Source organism: Actinoplanes sp. OR16, assembly GCF_004001265.1.
Lineage (GTDB): Bacteria > Actinomycetota > Actinomycetes > Mycobacteriales > Micromonosporaceae > Actinoplanes.
Window position 1 is genome coordinate 4,188,267 of sequence record NZ_AP019371.1, and the last position, 26,233, is coordinate 4,214,499.

General features: G+C 70.3%; 21 protein-coding genes. 12 read left to right on the top strand and 9 right to left on the bottom strand.

The features are described from left to right. The first annotated feature begins 104 nt into the window (after positions 1 to 104). Entirely contained in the window at positions 105 to 782 is a 678-nt protein-coding gene (locus EP757_RS19440) for a response regulator transcription factor (protein WP_127548021.1), read from the top strand. 58 nt (positions 783 to 840) lie between these two features. Here the strand turns inward: EP757_RS19440 and EP757_RS19445 are convergent, their stop codons facing one another. Beyond that, positions 841 to 1,335: an NUDIX domain-containing protein gene (locus EP757_RS19445; protein WP_127548023.1), complete on the bottom strand. Its 495-nt coding sequence runs from the start codon at positions 1,333 to 1,335 to the stop codon at positions 841 to 843. A 356-nt stretch (positions 1,336 to 1,691) separates the two neighbouring features. Between EP757_RS19445 and EP757_RS19455 the strand changes: the two genes are divergently transcribed. The 3 genes from EP757_RS19455 to EP757_RS19465 all read left to right on the top strand — a co-directional run bounded on the left by EP757_RS19455 (position 1,692) and on the right by EP757_RS19465 (position 6,068). Next, positions 1,692 to 4,295 (top strand): glucosidase, encoded by a 2,604-nt coding sequence (locus EP757_RS19455; RefSeq protein WP_127548025.1) that lies wholly within the window; start codon positions 1,692 to 1,694, stop codon positions 4,293 to 4,295. A gap of 68 nt (positions 4,296 to 4,363) precedes the next feature. Further along, positions 4,364 to 4,897 carry a SigE family RNA polymerase sigma factor gene (locus tag EP757_RS19460; RefSeq protein ID WP_127548027.1) on the top strand — a complete coding sequence of 178 codons (534 nt, stop codon included), beginning with the start codon at positions 4,364 to 4,366 and terminating at the stop codon, positions 4,895 to 4,897. Then, entirely contained in the window at positions 4,884 to 6,068 is a 1,185-nt protein-coding gene (locus tag EP757_RS19465) for a hypothetical protein (protein ID WP_127548029.1), read from the top strand. Before EP757_RS19460 ends, EP757_RS19465 begins: the two co-directional genes overlap by 14 nt. 57 nt (positions 6,069 to 6,125) lie before the next feature. Here the strand turns inward: EP757_RS19465 and EP757_RS19470 are convergent, their stop codons facing one another. From EP757_RS19470 to EP757_RS19485, 4 genes are all read right to left on the bottom strand, one after another. Next, complete coding sequence (locus EP757_RS19470) at positions 6,126 to 6,395, bottom strand: hypothetical protein (RefSeq protein WP_127548031.1); 270 nt, start codon at positions 6,393 to 6,395, stop codon at positions 6,126 to 6,128. A 127-nt stretch (positions 6,396 to 6,522) separates the two neighbouring features. Further along, the gene (locus EP757_RS19475) at positions 6,523 to 7,569 is read right to left on the bottom strand and encodes a type IV toxin-antitoxin system AbiEi family antitoxin domain-containing protein (RefSeq protein WP_127548033.1); all 1,047 of its coding nucleotides are present in this window, start codon (positions 7,567 to 7,569) and stop codon (positions 6,523 to 6,525) included. A gap of 860 nt (positions 7,570 to 8,429) precedes the next feature. Further along, positions 8,430 to 10,238, bottom strand: a complete 1,809-nt coding sequence (locus EP757_RS19480) for an anthranilate synthase family protein (protein ID WP_127548035.1) — start codon at positions 10,236 to 10,238, stop codon at positions 8,430 to 8,432. Between the two features lie 171 nt (positions 10,239 to 10,409). Next, positions 10,410 to 10,640 carry a hypothetical protein gene (locus EP757_RS19485; RefSeq protein ID WP_127548037.1) on the bottom strand — a complete coding sequence of 77 codons (231 nt, stop codon included), beginning with the start codon at positions 10,638 to 10,640 and terminating at the stop codon, positions 10,410 to 10,412. Positions 10,641 to 10,793: 153 nt separating this feature from the next. On the opposite strand from EP757_RS19485, the gene EP757_RS19490 reads away from it, so the two are divergent. Genes EP757_RS19490 through EP757_RS19500 form a run of 3 tightly spaced genes read left to right on the top strand, consistent with a single transcriptional unit; the run spans position 10,794 to position 13,687 of the window. Continuing rightward, positions 10,794 to 11,168: a response regulator transcription factor gene (locus EP757_RS19490; protein WP_127548039.1), complete on the top strand. Its 375-nt coding sequence runs from the start codon at positions 10,794 to 10,796 to the stop codon at positions 11,166 to 11,168. Positions 11,169 to 11,174: 6 nt separating this feature from the next. Further along, complete coding sequence (locus EP757_RS19495; RefSeq protein WP_127548041.1) at positions 11,175 to 12,236, top strand: HEAT repeat domain-containing protein; 1,062 nt, start codon at positions 11,175 to 11,177, stop codon at positions 12,234 to 12,236. After that, positions 12,236 to 13,687: a glycosyltransferase family 2 protein gene (locus EP757_RS19500; protein ID WP_127548043.1), complete on the top strand. Its 1,452-nt coding sequence runs from the start codon at positions 12,236 to 12,238 to the stop codon at positions 13,685 to 13,687. The genes EP757_RS19495 and EP757_RS19500 overlap by 1 nt, the downstream gene beginning before the upstream one ends. A gap of 5 nt (positions 13,688 to 13,692) precedes the next feature. On the opposite strand, the gene EP757_RS19505 is transcribed toward EP757_RS19500, so the two are convergent. After that, entirely contained in the window at positions 13,693 to 15,912 is a 2,220-nt protein-coding gene (locus EP757_RS19505) for a glycoside hydrolase family 3 C-terminal domain-containing protein (RefSeq protein WP_127548045.1), read from the bottom strand. 101 nt (positions 15,913 to 16,013) lie between these two features. Here EP757_RS19505 and EP757_RS19510 point away from each other — a divergent pair, with 101 nt between their 5' ends. Further along, positions 16,014 to 16,625: a TetR/AcrR family transcriptional regulator gene (locus EP757_RS19510; RefSeq protein WP_127548047.1), complete on the top strand. Its 612-nt coding sequence runs from the start codon at positions 16,014 to 16,016 to the stop codon at positions 16,623 to 16,625. A gap of 10 nt (positions 16,626 to 16,635) precedes the next feature. Here the strand turns inward: EP757_RS19510 and EP757_RS19515 are convergent, their stop codons facing one another. After that, on the bottom strand, positions 16,636 to 17,877 hold the full coding sequence (locus EP757_RS19515; protein WP_127548049.1) for an NYN domain-containing protein: 1,242 nt from the start codon (positions 17,875 to 17,877) through the stop codon (positions 16,636 to 16,638). A gap of 75 nt (positions 17,878 to 17,952) precedes the next feature. Beyond that, complete coding sequence (locus EP757_RS19520) at positions 17,953 to 18,216, bottom strand: GlsB/YeaQ/YmgE family stress response membrane protein (RefSeq protein WP_127548051.1); 264 nt, start codon at positions 18,214 to 18,216, stop codon at positions 17,953 to 17,955. Positions 18,217 to 18,379: 163 nt separating this feature from the next. Between EP757_RS19520 and EP757_RS19525 the strand changes: the two genes are divergently transcribed. Continuing rightward, complete coding sequence (locus EP757_RS19525) at positions 18,380 to 18,829, top strand: hypothetical protein (RefSeq protein WP_232050574.1); 450 nt, start codon at positions 18,380 to 18,382, stop codon at positions 18,827 to 18,829. Here the strand turns inward: EP757_RS19525 and EP757_RS19530 are convergent. Next, positions 18,826 to 20,928 carry a sigma-70 family RNA polymerase sigma factor gene (locus EP757_RS19530; protein ID WP_232050575.1) on the bottom strand — a complete coding sequence of 701 codons (2,103 nt, stop codon included), beginning with the start codon at positions 20,926 to 20,928 and terminating at the stop codon, positions 18,826 to 18,828. The genes EP757_RS19525 and EP757_RS19530 overlap by 4 nt on opposite strands. 201 nt (positions 20,929 to 21,129) lie before the next feature. On the opposite strand from EP757_RS19530, the gene EP757_RS19535 reads away from it, so the two are divergent. The 3 genes from EP757_RS19535 (at position 21,130) to EP757_RS19545 (ending at position 26,231) form a co-directional block, all read left to right on the top strand. Beyond that, a complete protein-coding gene (locus EP757_RS19535) occupies positions 21,130 to 22,605 on the top strand; it encodes a DNA polymerase IV (RefSeq protein WP_127548053.1) in 1,476 nt (491 codons plus the stop codon). A gap of 323 nt (positions 22,606 to 22,928) precedes the next feature. After that, a complete protein-coding gene (gene ctaD, locus EP757_RS19540) occupies positions 22,929 to 24,671 on the top strand; it encodes a cytochrome c oxidase subunit I (protein ID WP_127548055.1) in 1,743 nt (580 codons plus the stop codon). Positions 24,672 to 24,809: 138 nt separating this feature from the next. Beyond that, on the top strand, positions 24,810 to 26,231 hold the full coding sequence (locus EP757_RS19545) for a hypothetical protein (protein ID WP_127548057.1): 1,422 nt from the start codon (positions 24,810 to 24,812) through the stop codon (positions 26,229 to 26,231). The last annotated feature ends 2 nt before the right edge of the window (positions 26,232 to 26,233 follow it).

Genomic DNA, 26,233 nt, shown 5'->3' on the forward strand with positions numbered 1-26,233 from the left:
GATGGTCGTTTCGGAGGGGCGGTGGATTCGAAATCGGGAGCCACGGCGGACTCTGGTGGTGGGTGGCCCGGGTGTGGGTGGCCGGGTGTGGGTGAGGGGGACGCGTGATTTCGGTGGTTCTGGCGGATGATCAGGCGCTGGTGCGGGCTGGGTTTCGGGCTCTGCTCGGCGCTGAGGCGGACATCACTGTGGTCGGGGAGGCGGCTGACGGGCTGCAGGCGGTGAAGCTCGTTCGGGAGAAGCGGCCGGATGTCGTGCTGATGGACATCCGGATGCCCGGAGTTGACGGCTTGGAGGCGACCCGGCGGATCGCGGCCGACCCGGAGTCGGCGGCCACGCGGGTGGTGATCCTTACGACGTTCGAGCTGGACGAATACGTGTTCGAGGCGCTTCGGACGGGTGCCTCCGGGTTCCTGGTCAAGGACACCGAGCCGGTGGAACTGCTGCGGGCGGTTCGGGTGGTGGCGGCCGGGGAGGCGCTGCTCTCGCCGAGTGTGACGCGGCGGGTGATCGGTGAGTTCGCGGCCGGGCCCGGGCAGGGACGCGTGCCGGTGCCCGCACGGGAGCTGGAACAGCTGACCGACCGGGAGAGGGAGGTGATGGTGCTGGTCGCCGAAGGACTGTCGAACGACGAGATCGCCGGCCGGTTGATGATCAGTCCGGCTACGGCGAAGACGCACGTCAGCCGGACGATGATCAAGTTGGGAGCGCGGGATCGGACGCAGTTGGTGGTGCTGGCCTACGAGGGAGGCCTGATCAAACCGGGCTGGCTGACCGGCTGACCGGGCGTCGTCCCCGAACCGCGAGGGCCCAGCGGCCGAAGCGGGGGTGCGGGGGGCTTCACCAGCCTGGGATCATTTCGCCGCCGGGCGCGGCGTACCAGGCGGGGGCCTCTTCGGGTAGGGAGGTGCGGATGCGGTGGTGGGCGTAGGGGTTCAGCTCCGGCAGGGCGTCCAGGGCGAACCAGCCGACCTGGAGGGACTCGGAGTCGTTGACGCGGGCGTCGCCGCCTACGGCTCGGCAGCGGAACCAGGTGTTGACCATCTGGCACTGGTCGCCGTTCGGGTAGGTGACCTCGTGCAGGGCGATCCCGGCCAGGCGCTCGATCTTGATCTGGACGGCGGTCTCCTCCTCGACCTCGCGGACCACCGCGTCGGCCGGTTGCTCGCCGGGGTCCATGATGCCGGCGATCAGGGTCCAGCGGGCGTTGTCGCTGCGCTGGTGGAGGAGGATCTCGCCGAGGTCGTTGAAGACCACCGCGGTCACCGTCGGGAACATGATCAGGCCGGTGCCGACCTTGGAGCGCAGGTCGGTGACGTATTCGGAAGCAGGCACGAGGCCGACCCTACGACGTGCGGCGGATGCGCCGGTGTTCCGCCACCGGCCGGGCCTGAAACGGGCGACCGGCGGCAGCGGAGAACCGGATCCCACGAGGCCGGTCCCAGATGGCAGGAGCTCGGAGTATGCCCGGAAACCAGCGGTAAACCGTGTACCTGCGCGTACGCAGACCGGTGACGGTTCCCATGGCGTAGCCGCCCAGCCCGCCGGGTAGGAGCCACCCCGGGTCAGTATGGATATCGGCTCGGGGGCCGAATGCGACGGGCATGGCAGGAAACCCCCGGCACTTGACACATCCGCATGACAGTCTCAGTGTGATCGACTTCAGGACGAATTTCGGGGGGAGAGCGCAAGTGTCGGAGCGCGATCGCCTGGCTCAGGCCGACTCCGGCGAGCAGCCGTGGCGCTCGTGGGGTCCCTACCTGGCCGAACGCGCCTGGGGCACGGTCCGCGAGGACTACAGCGAGCACGGTACGGCGTGGGACTACTTTCCCCACGATCACGCCCGATCCCGGGCGTACCGGTGGAACGAGGACGGCATGGCCGGCCTCTGCGACGACCGGCAGACGTTCTGTTTCGCCCTCGCGCTCTGGAACGGCAAGGACCCGATCCTGAAGGAGCGGATGTTCGGGCTGGGCGGCGACGGCGGCAATCACGGCGAGGACGCCAAGGACTACTGGTGGTACCAGGATTCGACGCCGACCCATTCCTGGATGTCCTGGCGGTACCACTATCCACAGGACGAGTTCCCGTACGACCAACTGGTCCGTGTGAACGGCCAGCGCTCCCGCAACGAGGGGGAGTACGAACTGGTCGACACCGGTGTCTTCGACCAGGACCGCTTCTGGGCGGTGACCGTCGACTACGCGAAGGCGTCACCGAAGGACGTCTGCATCGCGATCACCGTCAGCAACCGGGGTCCCGAGACGGCCACCCTGCACGTGCTGCCGACGCTCTGGTTCCGCAACACCTGGTCGTGGGGCATGCCGAACCGCAGCGTGCCGGTGATCGAGGGTGCGCCGGGCCGGCTCGCGGGCACGCACGGCTCGCTGGAGCACATCACGCTCGAAGGTGACGGCGATCCGGAGCCGCTGCTCTGCGACAACGAGACGAATTCGCAGCGGCTGTGGGGGCTGCCGGGCCGCAGTCCCTATCCGAAGGACGGGATCAACGACTACCTGATCCACGGGATGCCGACGGTGAATCCGCTCGGCACCGGCACCAAAGGCGCACTACATTATGAAATTTCCCTTGAATCCGGTGAAAGCCGGACATTGCGCCTGAGGCTCGCGCAGAGCGACGCGGCTTTGGATCTTGGAGCGTCGTGGGATGACGCCATGCGGCAACGCCGAACGGAAGCCGACACCTTTTTCGACGACGTTATCCCGAAAAAAGCGGACAAAGAGGAAAAGGCGGTAGCCCGCCAGGCCATCGCCGGCCTCATGTGGGGCAAGCAGTTCTACCACTTCGACGTGAAGCAGTGGCTGGTCGGCGACCCGGCCAACTCGCCACCACCGCCCGGCCGGCGCTACGGCCGCAACAGCGGCTGGTGGCACATGAACAGCTTCGACGTGATCAGCATGCCGGATCCGTGGGAGTACCCGTGGTACGCCGCCTGGGACCTGGCCTTCCACTGCGTCAGCATCGCGCGCGTCGACCCCGGATTCGCGAAGTCCCAGCTGCTGTTGCTGCTCCGCGAGTGGTACATGCACCCCAACGGCCAGATCCCCGCGTACGAGTGGTCCTTCGCCGACGTGAACCCGCCCGTCCACGCCTGGGCCGCCCTGCGCGTCTTCGAGATCGACGGCTCCCGGGACCACGACTTCCTCTCCCGGGTCATGCACAAGCTGCTGCTCAACTTCACCTGGTGGGTGAACCGCAAGGACGTCGGCGGCAACAACGTCTTCGAGGGCGGTTTCCTCGGCCTGGACAACGTCGGCCCGTTCGACCGGTCGGCGGCCCTGCCCGTAGCCGGGGTGCTGGAACAGTCCGACGGCACGGGCTGGATGGCGATGTACGCCCTCAACCTGCTCGATATGGCGATCATCCTGGCGCTGCACGATCGGGCGTACGAGGACATGGCCACGAAGTTCTTCGAGCACTTCACGTACATCGCGGAGGCGGCGTACCGGCAGGGGCTCTGGGACGACGAGGACAGCTTCTTCTACGACGTGCTGCGGCTGCCGGACGGTCACAAGGTCCCGCTGAAGGCCCGCTCGATCGTCGGCCTGCTGCCGCTCGCCGCCACGACCCGGCTCACGTCGGAGACGCTGAACCGGCTGCCGTCGCTGAACTCCCGGGTGCGCTGGATGGTCCACACGCAGCGCGACTACGGCGACGTGATCAGCGCCCGGCGGCTGGGCGGCACGGACCGGCGTCAGCAGCGGCTGCTCAGCATGGTGGGGCAGGATCAGCTGCTCCGGATCCTGGCGCGTCTGCTGGATCCCGAGGAGTTCCTCTCCCCGTACGGCCTGCGCACCCTGTCGCGGTCCCATCTCGAGAAGCCGTTCACCGTCTCGCTGGGCGGATCCGACTTCACCGTCGGTTACGAGCCGGCGGAGAGCACCAGCGGTCTCTTCGGCGGCAACTCGAACTGGCGCGGCCCGATCTGGATGCCGGTGAACTTCCTGCTGGTGGAGGCGGTGCGGGAGTTCGCTGCCTTCTACGGCTCGGACCTGAAGGTGGAGTACCCGACGGGTTCGCAGAACAAGGTGCCGCTCACCGAGGTCGCTGACGACCTGTCGCGGCGGTTGATCGCCCTGTTCGTGCCGGATGAATCAGGAAAAAGACCTATTTATGGGGCGACGTCCCTGTTCCAGACCCATCCGGACTGGAAAGACCTGATCTCCTTCCCGGAGTACTTCCACGGCGACAACGGCGCCGGCCTGGGCGCCTGGCACCAGACCGGCTGGACCGCCTTGGTCGTAGACCTCATCTTCGACCTGCACCGGAATTAGCCTGAAGATCCGTGCAACCTTTCCGGCGGCTGTGAGCGTTCCATCTCCGTCGAAGGAGGTAGCCGATCTTGAACGCCGAGGAAGAGGAAGGGTTCCGCCAGTTCGTCGCGGCCCAATTGGGCCCGCTGCGCAAACTGGCGTACCTGACTTGCGGTAACTGGCACACGGCCGAGGACGCCGTCGCCACCGCCCTGGCCAAGCTGTACCCGCGCTGGCGCAAGCTCGACCGGCCCGACCTGTACGCCAAGACGATGGTGTACCGGGCCGCTGTCGACGAGACCCGCCGGCCGTGGCGCCGGGAACGTTCTGCCGGTGACGAGATCCCCGACGTCGCCCTGCGCGACCCGGCGGCGGCCACCGACGAGCGGCTCCGGGTTCAGATCGCCCTGCGGTCCGTGCCCCGTAAGCAGCGCGCCGCCCTGATCCTCCGCTACTACCTCGGGATGACCCTCGAGGAGACGGCGGGCGTTCTGGGGGTCTCCGTCGGCACCGCCAAGAGCCAGACGTCGCGCGGGCTGGGACGCCTGCGTGAGGTTCTGGCAGCCGAGAGAATCGACCTCCAGGTCGCGGATATCGAGGAGTTGACCCGTGCGGTTGCATGAGGTTGTGGATCTGGCGACGTCGGACGCGCCACCGGCACAGAACACGATCGACGACATCGTCGGTAAGGGCCGCAAGGCGCAGCGTCGCCGGCGTGCCGGTTTCGCGGGTGCGGGCGCGGCCCTCGCGGTGGTCGCGGTCTCTGCGGCGGCGACGATTCCGTCGCTTTTCGGGGGTACGGGTGACAGCGCCGGCCTTCCGGTGGCGGCGGCGCCTTCGACGGTGACCTCAGCGGCCCCGGCCGCCTGGGAGTTCCCGGCCGACCCGTTCCAGTTCACGTTCAGCGCGTTCGACGCCGGACGCTGGCACGTCGCCGATCCCGTCGTGGCGTCGACGTCGTACCAGATCGCGTCGGTCTACCTGGACGGCCGGACGTCGAACGACCGGGCGGCCACCGAGGAAGAGGTCGCCGAAATGGAGGAGAACTTCAAGAAGAAGCTGAAGGGCGAGGCGGTCCCGGAGGAGCCGACGATCTACGCGTACCTGGTGCTGTACCGGCCGGGCGCGTTCGATCCCGCCAAGCTCGCCGGCGCCACCCGGCTGACCGTCGACGGCAAGCAGGCCTACCAGGTCGGCGGCCCGGGCAACGGCGGGATGACCCGCCGGGCGCTCGCCTGGTCGTACGACGCGGACGCCTGGGCGGTCCTGGAGACGCACTCGAACGCGGAGGAGGACCCCTCCGACGCCGAGCTCCAGAAGATCGTCGCCGGTCTGAAGCCGTCCAAGGCGGCCCCGGCCACGTTGCCGTTCACGCTGGATTACGTGCCGGCCGGGTACAAGCCGGTCGAGCTCGGCTCGCACGCCATCTCGGGTCTGAACGGCATCGCCGGCGCCCGGGACGGCGACTACGGCGGCGCGATCTTCGCGAATCCGGCGCCGGCCACGACCGGGCTGGTCGAGCCGTACGGCGGGGTGGACGGCGAAACGATCCCGAGCAGCTTCCAGATCTTCGTGGTGCCGTCGGCGAACTCGAACCAGACCACCGGCAACACCACGATCAAGTGCGGCAACGGCTTCTGCACGCACCGCAGCGAGGACGGCAAGACCAGCATCCAGGTGGCGAGCGACGGCCGTCTCTCCGACGCCGAGATGACCAAGATCCTGAAGGGCCTGAAGCTCAAGAACGTCAAGGACGACTCGACCTGGGCGAACGCGGCCGACGCGCTCAAGTGACCGCTTCCCAGTGAACGGCCGGGCTCTCCGAGAGCCCGGCCGTTTCCCTTGTTCCTACTACGCTCTGTCGACGATCGTCTCGGCCACGTGGCGCAACTGCTCGTGGTCCGGGTTGAAACCGGCGGCGATGTCGGGGTGCAGCCCTGCCTTCGACTGCTCGAGCAGCATGGTCGTCACCTGCTCCACGCTTTCCCCCGCGTACCCCTGCTCGATCTTGACCGTCGCGGCCTGGAGGGCGGAACTGAGCTGGTCCTCGAGCGGACCGCGCAGTTTCTCTTCCACCGGGTTCAGTGAATTCGGGTCCAGGGTGATGTGCGGCTCAGCCAAGGCCTTCTCCTTGCCCGGTCGTGCTCCTCGTTTGACGCCGACCGCATTTCCCGCCCGTCGACCCCGGCAAACCAGCCCCAGCTCAGCCCCGCCGCAGGTGTCACCTCGAAGAATGACCGGTATCCGCTCACGCCGCTTCACCCACTGCCCGCCACCCACCGGCCCGCAACGCCGCCCGCACGTCAGCGACCACTTCCTCCGGCCGATACCGGACGGCCCACCCCGGGAACCGCAGCAGCCGCACCCCGCTGATGGCGATCTCGTTGCCGGCCCGCATGTCCGCGTACCACCCGCGAACCTCCATGTGCTGCGACCCGTCGATCTCCACCTGCACACGCCAGCGCTCGAAGAACACATCCCGGTACCGATGGCGCCCGTCCCGATCCCGGCGCACCGCCTGCCGTGACGGCTCCGGCAATCCCGCCCGGCGGCACAAACGAAGAAACTCGATCTCGTACGCCGACTCCGACCCGCCGGCCGCGTCCACCACAGCACCCTCGATGACCTTCCGGCGCCGTCGCCATCGGCCGTCCCGCAGAATCGCGGCTGCCTGCTCCACCGTGACCAGCCGCTGCTGAAAAACCGAAGCGACGAGACTGATCGCCTCGGTGTCACTGAACGCCCACTGCGCCGCATCGATCATCGACCGTGCCGGGGTCGTACACGGCGGAAGCCCGACGGACCGCACGAACTCATGGGGAAGACACCGAGTCCGATGGACGACCACACCTGCGGGAGTGTCCCGGTCAACTCGGCCGTCCGGAACCAGCACATGAGCCGGCCAGCCGAGTTCGGACAGGTCATCGACGTTGCCACCCCGATCACCGATCATCCGGGCCGAGCCTCCCGAACCGCTTCCTGGACCGCTTCCCCAGCCGTCACGCCGGTTCGGCGAACGGCGGGCCGGCCGGAAACCGAGCGCGACCAGCGCCGTCGTCCCGGCGAGCAGCGCAGCCCGCCCCTCCCCGGCCGCGAGACTGGCGATCCACCAGCGCTGACCGAGAGTGATCGGTCCCGTATGCGCGACATAAACACCACGATGCACCCGCCGCCAGAGCCCCGAGCCGACCCGATGCCGCACCGCTTTCTCGCTGAGCCAGCACCGAGCCTGCCGCCATGCGACGACACCTTGCTGCTCGCGAAGCAACAGCCGTAGCGGTTCCACCTCATCCACGCCGCCAAGCCTGGCCGCGCCCAGCCCTCAGCGAAACCCCCTGTGGACAACCGCCCGAACCGACCTCCACGACTCACCCGACCCGCGACGCCACCCACCGAGGTCCGTCCCGACCGCCCCCTGCTTCAGGGTTCGCCCCGCCCGCGCCCCGTTTCGTCCGCGCCCGCCCCGCGGTCCGTTTCGTCTGCACCCTGCCCCAAGGTCCGTTCCGTCCGCCCCACACCCCGTTTCGTCGGCCTCGCGCCCGTTTCGTCCGCGCCCGCCCCGCGGTCAGTCTCGCCTGCGGTCCGTCTCGCCCCGCGTGTGCGTTCACCGCCCGCAGAGGGCGCCCGCCGCACACAGCCCGGTCTCGCGCGTGCGCCGGCCGACCCAGCAATGCCGGGGAACGCACGGTCAGGTGCCGCGTGTGCGTTCACCGCCGCGCAGGGGCGCCTGCCGCTCACGGCCTGGTCTTGCGCGTGCGCTGGCCGGCCCAGCAATGCCGGGGAGCGCACGGTTAGGTGCCGCGTGTGCGTTCATCGCCGCGCAGGGGCGCCGAGCGCACGCGCTTCAGCTCTGTGTGCGCTCAACGCCCCAATAGCGGCGGTGGGCGCACGCGGCGTCATGGCGTGTGCGGTGGCCGTCCAGGCAGTGCGTCTGTGTGCGGTGGCCGTCTGGGCGGTGCGTCTGTGTGCGGTGGCCGTCTGGGCGGTGCGTCTGTGTGCGGTGGCCGCCCAGACTGCGCGTCTGTGTGCGGTGGCCGGCCGTGGGCAGCGCGGCCGTGGGCGGTGGCCGGCCCCGGTCAAGTCCTCGGGCGGGAGGAAGGGCCGGTGGCCCAAGGAGAGGCTCTCGATCGCCTTGGACCACCGGCATTCTTCTCGCTACCCGTTCATCGAGGGACTAATCACGTTGGTGAGTAATGGGGGCAGAAGAGATCGGAGGACGTCGACGCCGTCGCGGCTCAGGACGGACTCGGGGTGGAATTGGACTCCGGCGAAAGTGGCTGCTCGCAGGGCGTGGACCAGGCCGTCCGCGGGGTCGGCGGCCAACTCGACCGGACCGTACGGGGTGGGGACGGTGCCACTGCCGGCGGGGGCTGTCGCGGCGAAACTGGAGTAGAAGCCGACCCTGCGGACGGTGCCGAACAGGTTCACGTCGCGGGCCAGGCCCTGGTAGGGCGAGTCGCGGCGGTGCAGGGTGAGGCCCAGCACCGAGGCGAGGATCTGCTGGCCGAGGCAGACGGCGAAGAACGGGCGGCCGGACGACAGCAGGGAACGGACCAGTTCGTGCAGGGCGGCCATCTTCGGGTCGGTGAGGTCGCCGGGGTCGCCGGGGCCGGGACCCACCACGACGAGGTCGGCTGCGGGGACCGGGGCTGACCACGGGATCCGGGAGACGGTCAGGCCGAGGGCTTTGAGCTGGTGCGCGAGCATCGCCGTGAAGGTGTCCTCGCCGTCGACGATGACAGCTGTGCGGCCGGCCAAGGAGGGGACCGACAGGGCGCCCGGCGACCGCGAATCGAGCCAGAAACGAGCGAGGTCGTCGTTGCGTGCGGCCAGGATCGCCTGCGCCTCTGAAGAAGGGGAAGGCGGTGAGAGCGGTGCGGTCCCTCGTACAGGGGAAGTGAATGCACTTAAGATCCCTGCCGCTTTGGTGTGTGTCTCGGCGATCTCACCGGCCGGGGTGGAGTGGCGGACGAGGGTGGCGCCGACCGGGATCCGGAGCGTGCCGTCCGGGGTGATCTCGGCGGTGCGGATGAGGATGGGGGCGTCCAGGGTCTGCCGGCCGGTGTCGTCGTGGTCGAGCAGGGCCAGGACACCGGCGTAGTAGCGGCGGCCGCGCTGCTCGTGGCGGGCGATGACGCGGAAGGCGTTCTCGATCGGGCTGCCGGTGACGGTGGGGGCGAACATGGTCTCGCGGAGCACGTCGCGCACGTCGAGGGAGCCGCGGCCGGCCAGCAGGTACTCGGTGTGCGTGAGGTGGGCCATCTCCTTGAGGTACGGGCCGGCGACCTGGCCGCCGTGCTCGGCCACCGTCGCCATCATCTTGAGTTCCTCGTCGAGGACCATGTAGAGCTCCTCGATCTCCTTGGGGTCGCGCAGGAAGTCGAGGAGGGAGCCGGAGCCGTTGCGGAAGGTGCCGCTGATGGGATTCATCATGGTGATGCCGTCGGCGACGCTGACGTGCCGTTCCGGGGTGGCGCCGACGAGCGTGCGGGTGCCGGTGTGCACGAGGAAGGTCCAGTACGTCCCCTTCTCGGCGGCCAGCAACCTGCCGAACGCCGCCCGCGCCGCCTCCAAGGGATCACCGTCGACCGTGCCGGTCCACGTCCGGTGAATGACGAAATTGGCACCTTCACCGTGGCCGATCTCGTCACGCAGCACTCGCGAGACGATCGCGCCGTATTCATCGTCGCTGATGTCGAAACCGCCGTCCCGGACGGTCAGATCGCCGGGCGGGAAGGACGAGAGAGGCTGTTTCTCCACCGAACGCACGAGCAGGCATTCCAGCGGCGTCCCGTCGTCGACACAATCGAATCCGCGCTCGGCCACCTGCCGATAGGGAATGACCGCGAGCACCGGCTGCCCGGGTCGGAGGGGGATGTCGGCGAGCTTCTCCACGGTGACGACGTCACCGGTCAGCACTTCGACGTGGTCGGCGCCGTCGCGGTGGAGCAGGGCGAATGGCATGTGGTCCTCGTTCCTTTTCAAGACCGAGGCGGCCACTACGCAGAACGGCCGCCTCGATGGAGGCGGCCGCGGTAGCTGGTGTAGCGCGCGGGAATGGGGCCGCCTGTCAGGCGGGCCACCACATCATTCGCGAGCGCATGGCGGAAATGTACAGGCCCCGGGAGGAACGGGTCAACCGAAAGCCATGCGGGTGGCGGTGCGGGCCCATCGCATCCGGTTGAGCGCGCATTCCGGGTGTTCGCCGAACTCCTCGGCCACCTTCTCGGCGCATCCGGTCGTGCCGAGCCGTTCCATCATGGCGATGACGGCGGCGCGGATCAGCTCGGCAGTCGGCTCCTGCGAGCGCTGCACGTCCGAGGCGAAGAGGGCTTCGGAGCGTACGTCGTCGAGCATGGCGTTCATCGGTTCCTCCCGTCCGTGTCCTCATCCAGAAAAGCTCTGAAGAGATGCAGGGCGGGGCGCCCGGTGGTTGCCACAGAGTTGCGCGGTTGAAAGAACCTCCTGCCCGGAAATGTCGCGATATCGTTTGATGAAACGGGTGGAGGGGGTACTGCTGTGACGACGGTCCTGGTGGCCGACGACGATGCCGACATCCGGGATCTGGTGGCGTTCAAGCTGGAGCAGGCCGGCCTGGAGGTCATCACCGTCGGGGACGGGCAGGCCGCCGTCGAGACAGCACGTGCGCACCACCCCACGCTGGCCGTGCTGGACGTCTCGATGCCCGGCCTCTCCGGCATCGACGTCTGCCGGATGCTGCGGGCCGAGCCCGGCACCGCCGACATGCTGATCATCATGCTGACCGCGCGGGTGCAGGAGCAGGACGTCGAGGGCGGCTTCAGCGCGGGCGCCGACGACTACGTGACGAAGCCGTTCAGCCCGCGTGAGCTGGTCTCCCGGATCCAGGCGCTGCTGAGCCGCGCCCGCGCCTGACGGGCCATGCTCTTCACCGTCGCCCTGCTGGTCCTGGCCGGTGTGGTGGCCGGAACCGCGCTCGCGATCACCGCGGTGCGGGTGGTCCGCCGAGCTCGCCGGCACCGCCGTGACCGGCTCGGCGCCGGACCGCGCAGGGCGCTTCTCGCGTTCGTCGCTGACAACGGCGAGGAGGGCGGGCCCGGCCTCGTCGCCATCCCCGAGGACGCCTGGCGCGCGGCCCTGCCCAGCGCGCTCGGCCTGCTCGGCAAGCTGCGCGGCGAGGCGCACCGGGCACTCGTCGAGGTCTTCCTCTACCGCGGGATGGCCCGGGCCGCCCTCGGCGAGCTGCGCCATCGCAGCGCGGTACGGCGGTCGGCGGCCGCGCATCTGCTCGGCGACCTGGAACTGAAGCAGGCCGTACCGGACCTGTGCCGGCTGCTCACCGACCGCAACCGGGAGGTCCGGGTGGTAGCGGTCCGCGCGCTCGGCCGGATCGGCGACCCGTCGGCGGCCTGGCGGCTGATCGCCGGCCTCGACCAGCGTGACCCGGTCCCGTCCCTGCTCACCACGCACGCGCTGGTGCAACTCGGGTCCGGTGCCGAGGTGGTGCTCTCCGCGGCCCTGGACCATCCGGCCGCCCGGGTCCGCGCGGTCTGCCTGGACGCGCTCGGCCTGATCGGCGCGACCGGCTCGGTGGACCGGATCGCGCGGCTGCTGCACGAGGACCGCGTTCTCGACGTGCGGATCGCCGCGGCCGCCGCCCTGGGCCGGCTCGGCACCCGGTCGGCCGTGGAACCGCTGATCGCCGAGCTGCCGGCGGACCGCCCCGCGGGTCTGCGCGCCGCGGCGGCCCGGGCCCTCGGCGACCTCGGCGCCCCGGCGGCGGTGCCGGCGCTCGCCGCGGCGGTGCCGGACCGGGAGTTCTGGGTGGCGCACGAGGCCGCGCACAGCCTGCGCCGCCTGGGACCGCTCGGGCTGGACGCGCTGCGCGCCGTCCTCGCTGCGGCGGAGGCCGGATCGCGGACGGCCGGCCACTGCCTCGAAGTGCTGGCGCTGGCCGGGGTCTACGACTCGGTGGCGGTCTGATGCGCGAGCTGGCCCGTGAATTCCTGCGCCTCGCCGACTGGGGTGTCTTCGCCTACTTCATCGCGCTGAACAGCAGCTATCTCGTCCTCATGCTGCTCGCCGGGGTGGAGTTCGCGAAGCACCTGCGGCGGTCGCCGTTCGCGGGCGAGGACGACATGTTCCGGAGCCCGCTGACGCTGCCGGTCACGGTGATCGTCCCGGCGTACAACGAGGGTCCGGGCATCGTGATGGCGGTCCAGGCGATGACCGCGCTGCGCTATCCGCGCTATGAGGTCGTGGTGGTCGACGACGGTTCCCAGGACGACACCTTCGAGCGGCTCCGGGAGCACTTCGACCTGGTCGAGGTGCCGCGGGTGGTGCCGGCCGAGGTGCCGTACCGGTCGGAGATCCTCGGAGTGTGGGTGGCCCGGGACAACCCGGAGGCGCTGACCGTGGTCCGCAAGACCAACGGCGGCAAGTCGGACGCCCTGAACGTCGGCATCAACCTGGCCCGGCATCCGCTGGTCTGCATGGTCGACGCCGACTCGGTGCTGGACCCGGACGCGCTGCTCTCGGTCGCGAAGCCGTTCGGCGACGACCCGCTGCGGGTGGCCGCGTGCGGCGGTGTCGTGCGGATCGCCAACGGCTGCAAGGTGGTCGGCGGCCGTGTCGTCGACGTCCGCATGCCCCGGCAGTGGCTGGTCCGGGTGCAGGTGGTCGAGTACCTGCGAGCCTTCCTGATGGGCCGCACCGGCTGGTCCCGGCTCGGCGGTCTGGTGGTGATCAGCGGCGCCTTCGGCATCTTCCGCCGGGACCTGGTCGTCACCATCGGCGGGCTGGCCCACGACACCATCGGTGAGGACGCGGAACTGGTCGTCCGGCTGCACCACTACCTGCGCCAGCACCGCCGCGACTACCGGGTGATCTTCGTGGCCGAGCCGGTGAGCTGGAGCGAGGCGCCCGCCGACCTGCGCACCCTGGGCCGGCAGCGCCGCCGCTGGCACCGGGGCATCGCGGAGATCCTGTCCAAGCACCGCCACATGATCGCCAACCCGCGGTACGGCCGGATCGGACTGCTCGCCCTGCCGTACTACCTGGTCTTCGAGCTGCTCGCGCCGTTCGTCGAGCTGTCCGCGCTGGTCCTGGTGCCGCTCGGGCTCTGGGCCGAGGCCGTCGACCTGGGTTTCGCGCTGCGGTTCGCCCTCGCCGCCTACGGCTACGGCCTGCTGGTCAGCCTGGTCTCGCTGCTCATCGAGGAGGTGTCGTTCCACCGCTATCCGCACTGGGACGACCTGATCCGCGGGGTGGGCGCCGCCCTGCTGGAGAACTTCGGCTACCGCCAGATCCTCGCGGTGCACCAGGTCCGCGGGGCGATCGCCGCCTGGCGCGGGCATCAGGCGGTCTGGGGCAGTCAGGAACGAGCCGGCTTCGGTGCGCCCACGATGGAGACGGTGGGCGCACCGAAGCGCTGACCTCGTCAGTCGTTCGCCGCCGCCACCAGCTTCTCCAGCTGCTCGGTCTGCAGCGGGCTGCCCGGGAACTTCGCCATCCGGCTCAGCGGCAGGCTGCCCAGCATCATCATCATGGCCGGGTCGGCGGCCATCGCGGCCATCGGGCCCGCGTCGGCGCCCGCTGCTGCGGCGGCCTCCGCGAACGCGGCGCCGAGCAGCTCCGCGCCGCGCGGGTCGGCGAACCACTCGCCCACACTGGATTCGCTGGTCAGCGGGACCCGGGCCGCGTCGCCGGCCACCTCGACGGACACCTCGGAGCGGATGTCACGCGAGGAGGCGCCGATCGACACCCGGTAGGCGCCGCCCTCGACGACCCATCGGCCGAGCCGGGTCTCCCAGTAGGCCAGGTCGTCACGGTCGATGGTGAGGACCACCTCGGCGGTCTCGCCGGCCGCGAGGTCGACGGCGGCGAACGCCTTCAGCTCGCGCGGCGCCCGGCTCACCGGCGAGCCGGGCAGCGACACGTACGCCTGGACGATCTCGCGGCCCTCGCGCCCGCCGGTGTTCGTGACCGGGACGCGGACCTCGACGCCGGTCGCGGTGGCGACGGCGGCCGCCGAGCCGTAGGAGAAGGAGGTGTACGACAGACCGAAGCCGAACGGGTACGCCACCTCCTGCTCCCGGGCGTCGAAACCGCGGTATCCGACGTGGATGCCCTCGCCGTACCGCACGTGGCCGTTCTCCCCCGGGAAGTCGAGGAACGACGGGTGGTCGGCGAGCTTCACCGGGATCGTCTCGGCGAGCCGGCCGGACGGGTTGATCCGGCCGAACAGCACGTCGGCGATGGCGCTGCCACCGGCCTGGCCGAGCAGCCAGCCCTCGATCAGCGCGGGCACCGCCTCGTCCCACGGCTTCGTCACCAGCACCGCGCCGTTGGAGAGGACCACGACGGTCCGCGGGTTGGCGGCGGCGACCCGCTCGATGAGGGCGCGGTGCGACGCGGGCAGGTCGAGCGAGTCGCGGTCGGCGCCCTCGGTCTCGTGCACGCTGCCGGCGAAGACCACCGCGATGTCACTGTTCTGAGCCGCCGTGACGGCCTCGGCGATCAGGGCATCGTCGGGGTCTACGCCGTCGACGGTGTAGCCCGGGGCGAACGTGACGGCGGCGCTGGTCGACGATTGGATCTGGGTGAGCGCGTCGTCGAGCTGCGTCGGCGTGATCTGGGAGCTGCCGCCGCCCTGGTAGCGTGGGGTGCGGGCGAACTCGCCGAGCACCGCGATCGACACCCCCGAGCCGGGCAGCGGGAGCAGTCCGCCCTCGTTCTTCAGCAGCACGATCGCACGACCGGCGATCTCCCGGGCCAGGGCGTGGTGCGCGGCGGCGTCGTAGCTTCCGGCCGGTCGCTTCCCGGCCTTCAGGATCATCTCCTGTACGCGGGAAGCCGACGTGCGGAGCAGAGCGGCGTCCAGCCGGCCGGCTTCCACTGCTTCAACGAGCGCGGCGTCACCCTCGGCGTCCGGTCCCGGCATCGTCAGGTCGAGGCCGGCGGCGATCGACTTGACCCGGTCGACCACGGCGCCCCAGTCGGAGACGACCAGGCCCTCGAAGCCCCACTCGTCGCGCAGCACCTCGGTGAGCAGCCAGTGGTGCTCGCTCGCGTAGACGCCGTTGACCTTGTTGTAGGCACACATCACGGTCCACGGCTGGGACTTCGTGACGACCCGCTGGAAGGCCCTGAGGTACATCTCCCGCAGGGTGCGCTCGTCGACGTCGGCGCTGACCCGCATGCGGTCGGTCTCCTGGCTGTTGACCGCGAAGTGCTTCAGCGACGCGCCGACACCCTTGCTCTGCAGGCCGCGCACCCACTCGGTGGCGAGCACGCCGGTGAGGATCGGGTCCTCCGAGAAGTATTCGAAGTTGCGGCCGCCGAGCGGGCTGCGCTTCAGGTTGACGCCCGGTCCGAGCAGCACCGCGACGTCCTGCGAGCGGCACTCGTCGCCGAGGGCCTCGCCCATCCGGCGCAGCAGATCGGCGTCCCACGTGGAGGCGCTGGCCACGGCGGGCGGGAAGCAGGTGGCCGGGACGCCGGCGAGCAGGTCGCCGCCGGAGGCCTGCATGCGGACGCCGTGCGGGCCGTCGGTCACGGTGACGGCGGGCAGGCCGGCCGACTCCACGGCGGTGGTGTGCCAGAAGTCGCCGCCACTGGTGATGGCTGCCTGGTCGGCGGCGCTGAGCTCGGAATACATGGACCCCCCTCGGCTTACTGAGTACCTACTAGGTATTAACTGTTCGGAAACATAGCGTCGCCCTGACCTGCGGGGCAAGAGGTTGCTGATAGGAAGACGATGTGAAAATCCAGCCCATCCGCCGTGAGCGCGCCCGGCTCCCGGCAGCCGAGCGGCGCCGGCAGATCATCGAGGTCACCACCCGCCTGATCGGCGAGCGCGGCTTCTGGGGCCTGTCGACGCAGGACGTGGCGGACGGCTGCGGGCTGACCGTCCCGGGCCTGCTGCACCACGTCGGCTCCAAGGACAACCTGCTGATCGCGGTCCTCGAGCACCGCGACGAGACCGATCTGCGGACCCTCGCCGACGAGCTCGGCGTGCCCGCCGACCTGGTCTGGACCGGCCGACCCGGCGTCACACTGCGCGAGGTCTGCGCCGCGCTGGTCCGGCGCAACGCCGCCCAGCCGGAGATCGTCCGGCTCTTCGCCGTGCTGGAGGCCGAGTCGCTCGCGCCCGATCACCCGGCCCACCGCTACTTCCGGCTGCGGCAGCGGCGCATCCTGGAGTCGCTGGCCAGCATCGCGCCCGGCGACGACGCCGAGCGGCCGGCCCTGGCCGGCCAGGTCATCGCGATGATGGACGGCCTGCAGATCCAGTGGCTGCGGGAACCGGCCGCCATCTCGCTGGTCGACGCGTGGGAGGCGGCGGCCGAGAGGCTCTTCGCAGCTCGGTGACCGGGCCGCATCACTCGGCCGTCGTCGCACCCAGCCAGGCGCGGACCTCCGCGTCCTCCTCGTCGGTGAGGCCGATCGCGGCCGCCTCCGCGCGGTTCAGCACGTTGTCGGCGAACGCCACGGCGATCTCCTCGGCCATCGGCGGCGGCTGGCGGTAGAGCGGCGCGCCGCCGAACGCCGTGCCCCGGGTGACGAAGGCGATCGACGCGCGGCTGACATCCACGCCCTTCTCGGCGAGCCGGTCGCGGGCCCAGCGGGTCGCCTCGGTCAGGTTGAAGTGGTGGTCGGCGGCGTACTCGGCGAGGGCCTGATAGACGGCCGGCCACATCTCGCGCGGCAGCCGGGGCAGGCTGAGCAGCGCGGACAGGCGGCCCACCGAATCGGGCGCCGGGCCGGAACCGCCGTTCGACTCCGGCGGATCGTGCCGGGACTCGTCCCAGACGAAGTGGTTGGAGAACTTCGCGTGGGCCAGGCCCAGGCTCTCCAGGCCGCGGACGAAACCACCGAAACCGAACCAGTTCGTCTCGTCGACGCTCGGGCCGAGCTGGCGGCGCAGGTCGTGGGCGAGCGAGGCCAGATTGAGCGGGGCCGTGGCGCCGTCGTACCGCCAGCGGACCAGGTCACGGAACTGCTCGTAGGACACCGGGGTCTCGGCGACCACCCCGTCCGGTCCCTCGGGCGGCTCCTCGTCGGTCTCCACCGGCTCGCCCTGCACCAGCTCCAGCAGCTCCTGGCTGGTGATCAGCCGGTCGGCGACGGCGACGAACGCCTCCGCGGCGTCCGACGGCGAGACGATCGTGGTCCGCCGGTCGGATCGGCGCAGGCGCACCAGCAGCGGCGTCATGTCCGAGTCGCCGGAGGCGATCACGAACTCCTCGTAGACGACCGGATCGGCCAGGGCGTCCACGGCGTCCACGACCATCCGGATGTCCGCGGCGTTCTTCGTGTGCGTGAGCCGCGGGCAGTCGATCACCTCGAAGCCGGCGTTCACGAAGAACGGGCGGAACTGGGAGTAGTAGAGGCGCTGCTGCGTCGCGGTGGTGTCCGGGTTCGGCACCCAGCCACCGGGGTTCATGTAGCAGCGGACCACCAGCCAGCGGCGCGGACCGTCGACGGTCAGCGACGCGGTCAGCCGGGCCAGCCAGGCGGCCGGCTCCTTGGCGAACCGGATCGCCACGTCCGGGTCCTGTTTGATCAGGCCGCTGAAGACGTTGTCGAAATCGAGGTAGAGAGCGGCGCGCACCCGGGCCATGCCCGTGAACCTACCGTGCCGGGCCAGCGAATGTGCTGGCCCGGCACGGTTTCGAGGTCATTTTCGGGTGGTTCGTCAACGGCGGGCCCGGGCGCCGGCGATCAGCGAGACGCCCAGCGCGGCGAGGCCGATCTGCAGTGCCAGCTCGATCCAGTCGACGCCGCGGGTGTCGTCGACGCCCAGGATCGCGGCCAGGAACGTGCCGAGCAGCGCGGCGACCACGCCGACCAGCAGGGTCAGCCAGATCGAGATGCTCTGCTTGCCGGGCAGGACCAGGCGGCCCAGCGCGCCGATGATGAGACCGATGATGATCGCGGTGAAGAAGCCGGTTACTTCCACTACAGCTCCTTGGTCGGGGGTGGTTGAGCGCCTCGGGAGTTCCCGCGTGACGATGGTTCCCAAACCGGTTCAGTGCGGGATCACAGGCGCCACTCCAGCATGAACCCCGTGTGCCACATCGATCCATCGCACACGGTGGGTGATTCGCGTCGGGAATGCGTCGTTGACTTCGCTTGTGCGACTCGCCGAGGTTCTCGACGTCATCGAGCAGCAGCTGACCGGCAGCGACGATCCGGAGATCGCCGTGGTCGGGCGGTACGGGACCGATCAGGTCGCCGGCGGGCCGTCGCCGTCCGGGGTGCGGGTGCGGTACTCCAGTGGCGCCGAGGCGTACCTCTGGGGCGCGGTCTGGCCCGGGGAGAACCCGGTGCCCATGCCGGACGAACTGCCCGGCCGTGCCCGGCGGGCCGAACGGCTCACCGTCTCGGTGTGCCGGCTGCTCGACGCCGCCCGGCCCGCGGCCCTCGGGAGCTGGCAGCTCGTCGGGCTGCCGGATCTCGGGCCGGTCGGTGAGCGGGGTAAGGCGCCGCTGGGGATCCGGATCGTCGGCGCTGACGGGACGTCGGTGCTGCTCAGGGCCACCGCGGCGGGCGCGCCCATGCCGGAGGACTAGTCACCAGACATGGAAGCCCCGGTGCCGTTGCCGGTCGCCAGGTAGCCGGTGCCGGGCAGGCCGCCGTCCGCCCGCCGCGCGCCGTCGGTGCCGGCCGGGTCGGTGGTCTGGAACGTCGCCTCCGACCAGCCCTGCTCCTGCCAGCTGTTGCCGTCGGCCCGGCTCACCGCGGAGAGGCCGAACTCGCCCTGCTGGTTGCCGATCGCCGCGTTGCGCCGCAGCACCGCCGGGGCGGTGGTCATCGCGAAGCCCAGCCCGGTGTTGCGGAACGCCGTGTTGTTGCTCAGGTCGATCGCGCCGGTGTTGCCCTCGTCGACGAAGCCGTGACCGTCGTTGCCCCACGAGGCGCTGTGCCGGATCCGGTGCGCAGCGTCGTCGCCCGGGCCCACCGCGAAGCCGTTCGCGCCGTTCTCGAACGACCAGGTGTACTCGACCGTCACCGCCGAACCGAAGTCGCCCAGGTTCACGCCGTCGCCGCCGTTGCGGAACGCCCGGTTGCCGCGCAGCCGGTTGCCGTCACCGTCGCCGAACTGGACCGCCAGACCGGAACCCCGGTTGTCGTAGAAGTCGCTGTCCAGCACCTGGTTCGCGGAGGTGCCGGGGTCGCGCAGCATCAGGCCCGAGCCGCCGTTCCCGTGCACGGAAAGTCGCTGGAAGACGTTGCCACTGCAGGAGACGCAGGTGTACGCCGCGCTCCGCGCACCGCTCAGCTCCAGGTCCCGCACCGTCCAATACGACGCGTCCTGGGTGATGGCCCATTTGTCGGCCGGGATCGCGGAGGCGTCGATGACCGCTCGTTCGCCGCTGTAGCCGGTCAGCACGATCCGCTTCCGCGCGGTGCCGCTCGTCGTGATCGAAATCGGGCTGGTGGGCTTGTAGGTGCCGCCGCGGAGGGCGATCGTCTGTCCCGGCTCGACCACGGCTATGGCTTTGCCGATCGTGGCATAGGGGCGCGCTGCGCTGCCGTCGCCGGTGTCGCTGCCGTTGGGAGCGACGTAAATATCCGCTTTTGTTGTTACTTCTGGTGGCGGTTTGGCGGCGCTCGGCGTCGGGCTCGCTGCCGCCGACGGCCGGACCGAGGCCGGCGTCTCCGCTGACGGGGTGACGGCCGGGGGTGGGGCGACCGCGACCGGGGGCGTCTCCGGCTCGGCCGGCTCGTAGAGGACCGCCCAGGCCAGTCCGCCACCGACCGCCACCGTCGTCGCGGTCGCCACCGCCAGCGTCTTCTGCTGCACCATCGTGGAGAAGTTCGCGACCAGGCTCATCGCGGCCGGCTGCGTCGCGGCGGCGCTGCCGTGCAACGCGGACTGCACCGCCGCGGTCAGCGCGGCCGGGACCGGCAGCAGCGAGATGCCGAGCAGCAGGCGTTCCGGCGACACCATGCCGGCCAGGTAGACGTGACACTTCGGGCAGTCGCGCACGTGCCGGGCCAGGCGTTTGCGCCACAGCGAGTCGGCCGTACCGTCCCAGAACCGGATCGTCTCGGCCAGCTCCGGGCAGATCGGCTTGGCCCGCAACGCGCGGACCACCCCACGGGCGAGGTCCAGTTGGGCCTTCATGCGCTGGACGCGTACCGCCGCGTGCTTGGGCTTCACCGCGAGCGCGGCGGCCAGCTCGGCCCGGCTCAGGTCGCCCCGGGCCTCCTGCCACCAGAGCGCGAGCAACTCGCGGTCGTTCTCCTCGAGCCAGCGACCGGCCTCGGCCAGCTCCCGGCGCTGCTCGGCGACGACCAGTTCGGCGGTGGTGCGCTCGGCGAAGTCGCCGAGCGGGTCCGGCACGTCCACCGGCTCCGGATAGCGGCGCGACAGGGTCATCTTCCGGGAGCGCAGGTGCATCTGGACCCGCCGGTACGCGATCGCGATCAGCCATGATCGGAACCGGTCCGGGTCGCGGAGCGAACGCAGGCTGCGGATGGCCTGCAGCATGGTGTCCTGGACGAGGTCGTCGACGTCCGGATGCCCGTTCAGCGCGCGGCCGATGATGTTGTAGATCAGCGACAGGTGATTGGTGATCAACTGGTCGAGAGCGCCGACGCTCCCGCCCTGAGCGGCTCGGACCAGAGCACTGTCAGGCGCGGCCGCAATCTGACTCTCCGTCACCGATCCGCCCTTTTCGCTGAATATGCGGGTGCTTCCTGTCACTCCCAGTGACTTCGTGAGATCGAGCCGTATCGTGGCACAGGATTTCGCGGACTGTAAAGCCGAAAGTGTTATCCCGCAGGTCGTCGCGCATCTACTCCGATGTGAGCGCTCCCAGTCGTCGTATCTCCGGCTGTCGTACCCCCGGCATAGGCTGCGGTCGTGAGGGGCGAGCCGAGCATTCTGCATGTCGACCTCGACGCGATGTTCGCCGCCGTCGAGCAGCGCGACAAGGTCTCGCTGCGCGGCCGGCCCGTCGTCGTCGGCGGGGTCGCGGGCCGGGGTGTGGTGTCCACCGCGTCCTACGAGGCGCGGGTCTTCGGCGTGCGCTCGGCCATGCCGATGGCGCAGGCCCGGCGGCGTCTCCCGGCCGGCACCGCCTACCTCTCACCGCGGTTCTCCGCCTACAAGCGCACCAGCCGGGTGGTGATGGAGTTGCTCGCTGAGCTGACACCCCTGGTCGAGCAGGTGAGCATCGATGAGGCCTACCTCGACCTCGCCGCCGGCGGCCACGACCTCACGCCCCGCGGCGTCGCCGAGCTGGCGCTGCGCCTCAAACGCGACATCGCGGCCGCGACCGGCGGCGTCACCGGTTCGGTCGGCGTCGCCTCGTCCAAGCTGCTCGCCAAGATCGGTTCCGAGCTGAACAAGCCGGACGGCCTCACCGTGGTCCCGTCCGGCGAGGAGCTCACCGTCCTGCATCCCCTCGCGGTCGGCGCGCTGGGCGGCGTCGGCCCGGCCACCGAGCAGCGGCTCCACCGGGCGGGAGTGCGGACCGTCGGGCAGCTGGCGGCGGTTCCGCTCGACGACCTCGTCGACTGGTTCGGCCACGCCCACGGCAACGGCCTGTTCCGCCTGGCCCGCGCCGAGGACAACCGGCCGGTGGTGAGCGAGCGCGAGGCGAAATCGGTCTCGGCCGAGGAGACCTTCGACGTCGACCTCGCCGACCCGGCCCGCCTCAACCGCGAACTCGACCTGCTCGCCACCCGCGTCGCCGGCCGCCTGCGTGCGAGCGGCCTCACCGGCCGGACCGTCAACATCAAGGTCCGCAGCCCGGATTTCACCACGATCACCAGAGCCGTCACCCGCGACCAGCCCACCGACGACGCCCGCCTGGTCGCCCAGCTCGCCCGCCGCCTCCTGGCCGAGCTCGACACCTCGGCAGGCGTCCGCCTCCTCGGCGTCGGTGTCTCCACCCTCGCCGATTTCGCCCAGGACGACCTCTTCACCGCGGCCGCCCTCGAAGGCTTCCTCCCCGAGCCACCCCCGCCTCCCTCGGACACCGCCGAGGAGCCCACCATGCGTGCGGCGGCGCCCACCCCACCGCACATCGCCGTCCCGGCCCTGGTCGGCGCGACCCCTGATTCCACCGGCGATGCGGCAGCTTTCGGAACTCCCTCCGTGGTGGACGCGGGCGCCTCCGCCACAGGTGCGGCTGTCGAGGCGACGGTGTGGCGGCCCGGGCAGGACGTGCGGCATGACGACCACGGAGCCGGCTGGGTGTGGGGGAGTGGCCTGGGCCGGGTGACGGTCCGCTTCGAGGGGCCGCTGACACCACCGGGCCCGGTCCGCACGTTCGCCGTCGACGATCCCCTCCTCCACGAATCCGACCCGCCGGATTGGACGACTGCCGACTGAGCCGGTTGCCGGCTGGCCCGGTTGCCGTCTGGCTCGGTTGCCGGCCCTGCCCGGCTGCCGACCGGCCCTGCCCGGTCGCGTCGGCTTCAGACCTCGGGTGCGGCCGGGATCGGTGGGGATTCCGGGCCGCGATGCCGCGTCAGCGGCGGCTCGAGGACGTCGTGCCCGGGTCTGCCGGGTGGGGGCCAGGCAGGCCCGGGCGCGACCCCGATGCCGAGATGTGCGAATGGCGCACGGAGTCGGGGGTTGATCCAGATCTGTTGATGTGGGCGGGTTGGCAAGGGACTCTGCCGGGGAGTACGAACGATTCGGGAGGACTTCCGATGACGGCAGTTGAGCCTCGTCCCGTGCAGACCCGGCCGTGGCCGGTGCGGCGTCAGATCCGCGGTTCCTGGCTGGCCCGGGCGATCCGCACGACCGACGCGAAGCAGATCGGCATCATGTACCTGGTCACCGCGTTCGGATACTTCGTGGTGGGCGGCTTCATGGCGCTGCTGATGCGCGCCGAGCTGGCCCGCCCCGGCATGCAGTTCCTCTCCCCGGAGCAATACAACCAGTTGTTCACCATGCACGGCACGATCATGCTGCTGCTGTTCGCGACCCCGATCGTCTTCGCCTTCGCGAACTTCGTGGTCCCGATCCAGATCGGCGCTCCGGACGTGGCGTTCCCGCGGCTCAACGCGTTCGCCTACTGGCTCTACCTGTTCGGCGGCCTGATCGCGGTGGCCGGCTTCCTCACCCCGGGCGGCGCCGCCGACTTCGGCTGGACGGCGTACACACCACTGAGCGGCGGGCAGAACTCGCCGGGCCTCGGCGGCAACATGTGGGTGGTCGGCCTGGCGATCTCCGGTCTCGGCACGATCCTCGGCGCGGTCAACATGATCACGACGATCATCTGCCTGCGGGCGCCCGGCATGACCATGTTCCGGATGCCGATCATGACGTGGAACATCCTGCTCACCAGTGTGCTGGTGGTGCTGGTCTTCCCGTTCCTGGCGGCCACGCTCTTCGCTCTGGCGGCCGACCGGATCCTCGGCGCGCAGGTCTTCAACGTGAACACCGGCGGGCCGATGCTGTGGCAGCACCTGTTCTGGTTCTTCGGCCATCCCGAGGTCTACATCATCGCGCTGCCGTTCTTCGGCATCATCACCGAGGTCATCCCGGTCTTCAGCCGCAAGCCGGTCTTCGGCTACAAGACCCTGGTCGCGGCCACCATCCTGATCACGATGCTGTCGATGAGCGTGTGGGCGCACCACATGTTCGCGACCGGCCAGGTGCTGCTGCCGTTCTTCAGCCTGCTCAGCTACCTCATCGCGATCCCGACCGGGATGAAGTTCTTCGTCTGGATCGGCACGATGTGGCGCGGCCAGATCACCTTCGAGTCGCCGATGCTCTGGGCGATCGGGTTCATGGTGACGTTCCTGCTCGGCGGCCTGACCGGCGTGCTGCTCGCCTCGCCGCCGATCGACTTCCAGGTGCACGACAGCTACTTCGTGGTGGCCCACTTCCACTACGTGCTGTTCGGGACGATCGTGTTCGCGGTCTTCTCCGGGATCTACTTCTGGTTCCCGAAGATGTTCGGCCGGATGCTCGACGAGCGCCTGGCCAAGCTGCACTTCTGGCTCACGTTCATCGGCTTCCACATGACCTTCCTGGTGCAGCACTGGCTGGGCGCCGAGGGCATGCCCCGGCGGTACGCCGACTACCTCTCCACGGACGGCTTCACCGTCCTCAACATGTGGTCGACGATCGGCGCGTTCATCCTCGGCGTCGCCACGCTGCCGTTCATCTACAACGTCTGGAAGTCCTACCACGCGGGCGAGGTGACGACCGCCGACGATCCCTGGGGCCACGGCAACTCCCTCGAATGGGCGACGTCGAGCCCGCCGCCGCTGCGCAACTTCGATCGGATGCCCCGGATCCGCTCGGAGCGGCCCGCCTTCGACGCGAAGTTCCCGGAGCTGGCGGCCGGTGGGCAGTCCGCCGCGGGGCCTCCGGAGGGTGGCGCCCGGCCGCTCACCGAGGAATCCGATTCGGGCGCGTCCTATCCGGAGCAATCTCGTTGATTCCGACGGTGATGAGGTGGTCTGTCCCTTTAGCCGGTATACGCGCATGGTGATGCGTCAGTGAGCCTGCCGTAGCTCACAAAGGGTGCATTGCGATGAGAGATCGGACATCTTCCCCACCCGGAAGGGACGCACCACATGCCGATCGCTCGCCGCCAGATCCCCACGCCCCGCCGACGGCGCGCCGCGGAGACCGCAGCAGCCGCTGTCGTAGCCGCCCTCGTCGTTCCGGCGGCGCCCGCCGCGGCAGCGACGACGGACTGCCGGGACGGCCAGGTCACCGCTCGCTCGCAGGCCGACTTCAGCGCTCGCTCGCAGGCCGACCTTGCCAAGATCACGATCCTGGACCCGGGACCGCTCCACCGGGATCTGCCCGCCCTCGCCGACGTCCGGCTGGCCTCCTCGCGAGGTGAGGCCGACAGCAAGGGCAAGCCGCACAAGACCGTCGCGACCGCACGGTACGCCGACGCGAAACTGCTCGGCATCTCCGGCGGGCAGGCCTCGGCGGTCTCCACCGCGCCGCGCAGCAGCGGCCCGGCCGGGGTCGACCTCGCCGCCGTCGACGTCGCCGGGCTCGCCACCGTCAAGTCCGGCACCGCCCGCGCCGAAGCCACCTGGGACGACGCCTACCGGTGCGGCAAGACCGGGCCGCTCACCAGGTCGGCGACCATGCTGGCCGGGCTCGACGTCCTCGGCGGGACTCACGGCGTACCGGTGCTCAGTCTCGCCTCGCATCGGAGCAGCCTGCTGCGGGTGGGCCCGACCGGTTCCACGCAGAGCGCGACGGATCTGGTGCGGTTGAAGGGCGGCCGGGTCGGCGTACGGGCAGGTGCGGGTGTCGCTCTCGGCGACCTCAGCCTCTTCACCGGTACCGAACACGAGATCGGCATCAAGGTCGTCACCCAGCCGACCCTCGAAGTGGTCGCCGCGCCCGACTCTCGGCATTCCGCGGTCGACTACCGGCCCGCCGTCCTCGAGGTCACCTCCGGTGGCGAGACGGTCAGCACGCTCCGTGATGCCGGCGCCGACGTCTCGATCAGCGTCGCCGACTCGCTCGGGCTCATCGGCGGCAAGGGCTCACAGGGCCGGCACGACGCCACCGTGCGGCTCTCGCTCGGACAGGTCACATCGGACGTGAGCAAGCGCAAGGTCAGCGCCTCGGCGGCCACTCTCCGTGTCGAGGTGAAGATCGGGACGGCTCACCTGCTCGATGTGGCGCTCGGGTACATGTCGGTCGCCGCCTGCGCTCCCGCGGCCGTCAAGCCGCCTCGTGGGGACCACGGTGGTTACTCGCCGTCGCCGTCTCCCTCGGCCGCCGCGCCGTCCCGCCACTCCTCCCCGGCGCCGTCGCCGTCACCGTCGGCCTCGGCCTCGGCCTCGGCTTCGCCCTCGGCCGCCGTCCGCCCGGTCGCCCTCGGTGAGCCGCTTCCCGGCGATGGGGGTACGGGTGGAGCGCTCGCTCTCACCGGCTCCAACGTCGCGGTGATCGGTCTCGGGGGAGCGGCGTTGGTGCTCTTCGGCGCCGTGGCATTGCTCCTGGGCCGCCGCCGGCGCGGTTAGTC

What these genes read in the sequence shown, in the direction of transcription:
- EP757_RS19480 (WP_127548035.1), bottom strand. Translation starts at nt 10,238, where the DNA reads ATGCCATTCGCCCTGCTCCACCGCGACGGCGCCGACCACGTCGAAGTG.
- EP757_RS19485 (WP_127548037.1), bottom strand. Translation starts at nt 10,640, where the DNA reads ATGAACGCCATGCTCGACGACGTACGCTCCGAAGCCCTCTTCGCCTCG.
- EP757_RS19495 (WP_127548041.1), top strand. Translation starts at nt 11,175, where the DNA reads ATGCTCTTCACCGTCGCCCTGCTGGTCCTGGCCGGTGTGGTGGCCGGA.
- EP757_RS19500 (WP_127548043.1), top strand. Translation starts at nt 12,236, where the DNA reads ATGCGCGAGCTGGCCCGTGAATTCCTGCGCCTCGCCGACTGGGGTGTC.
- EP757_RS19505 (WP_127548045.1), bottom strand. Translation starts at nt 15,912, where the DNA reads ATGTATTCCGAGCTCAGCGCCGCCGACCAGGCAGCCATCACCAGTGGC.
- EP757_RS19515 (WP_127548049.1), bottom strand. Translation starts at nt 17,877, where the DNA reads ATGGCCCGGGTGCGCGCCGCTCTCTACCTCGATTTCGACAACGTCTTC.
- ctaD (WP_127548055.1), top strand. Translation starts at nt 22,929, where the DNA reads ATGACGGCAGTTGAGCCTCGTCCCGTGCAGACCCGGCCGTGGCCGGTG.
- EP757_RS19545 (WP_127548057.1), top strand. Translation starts at nt 24,810, where the DNA reads ATGCCGATCGCTCGCCGCCAGATCCCCACGCCCCGCCGACGGCGCGCC.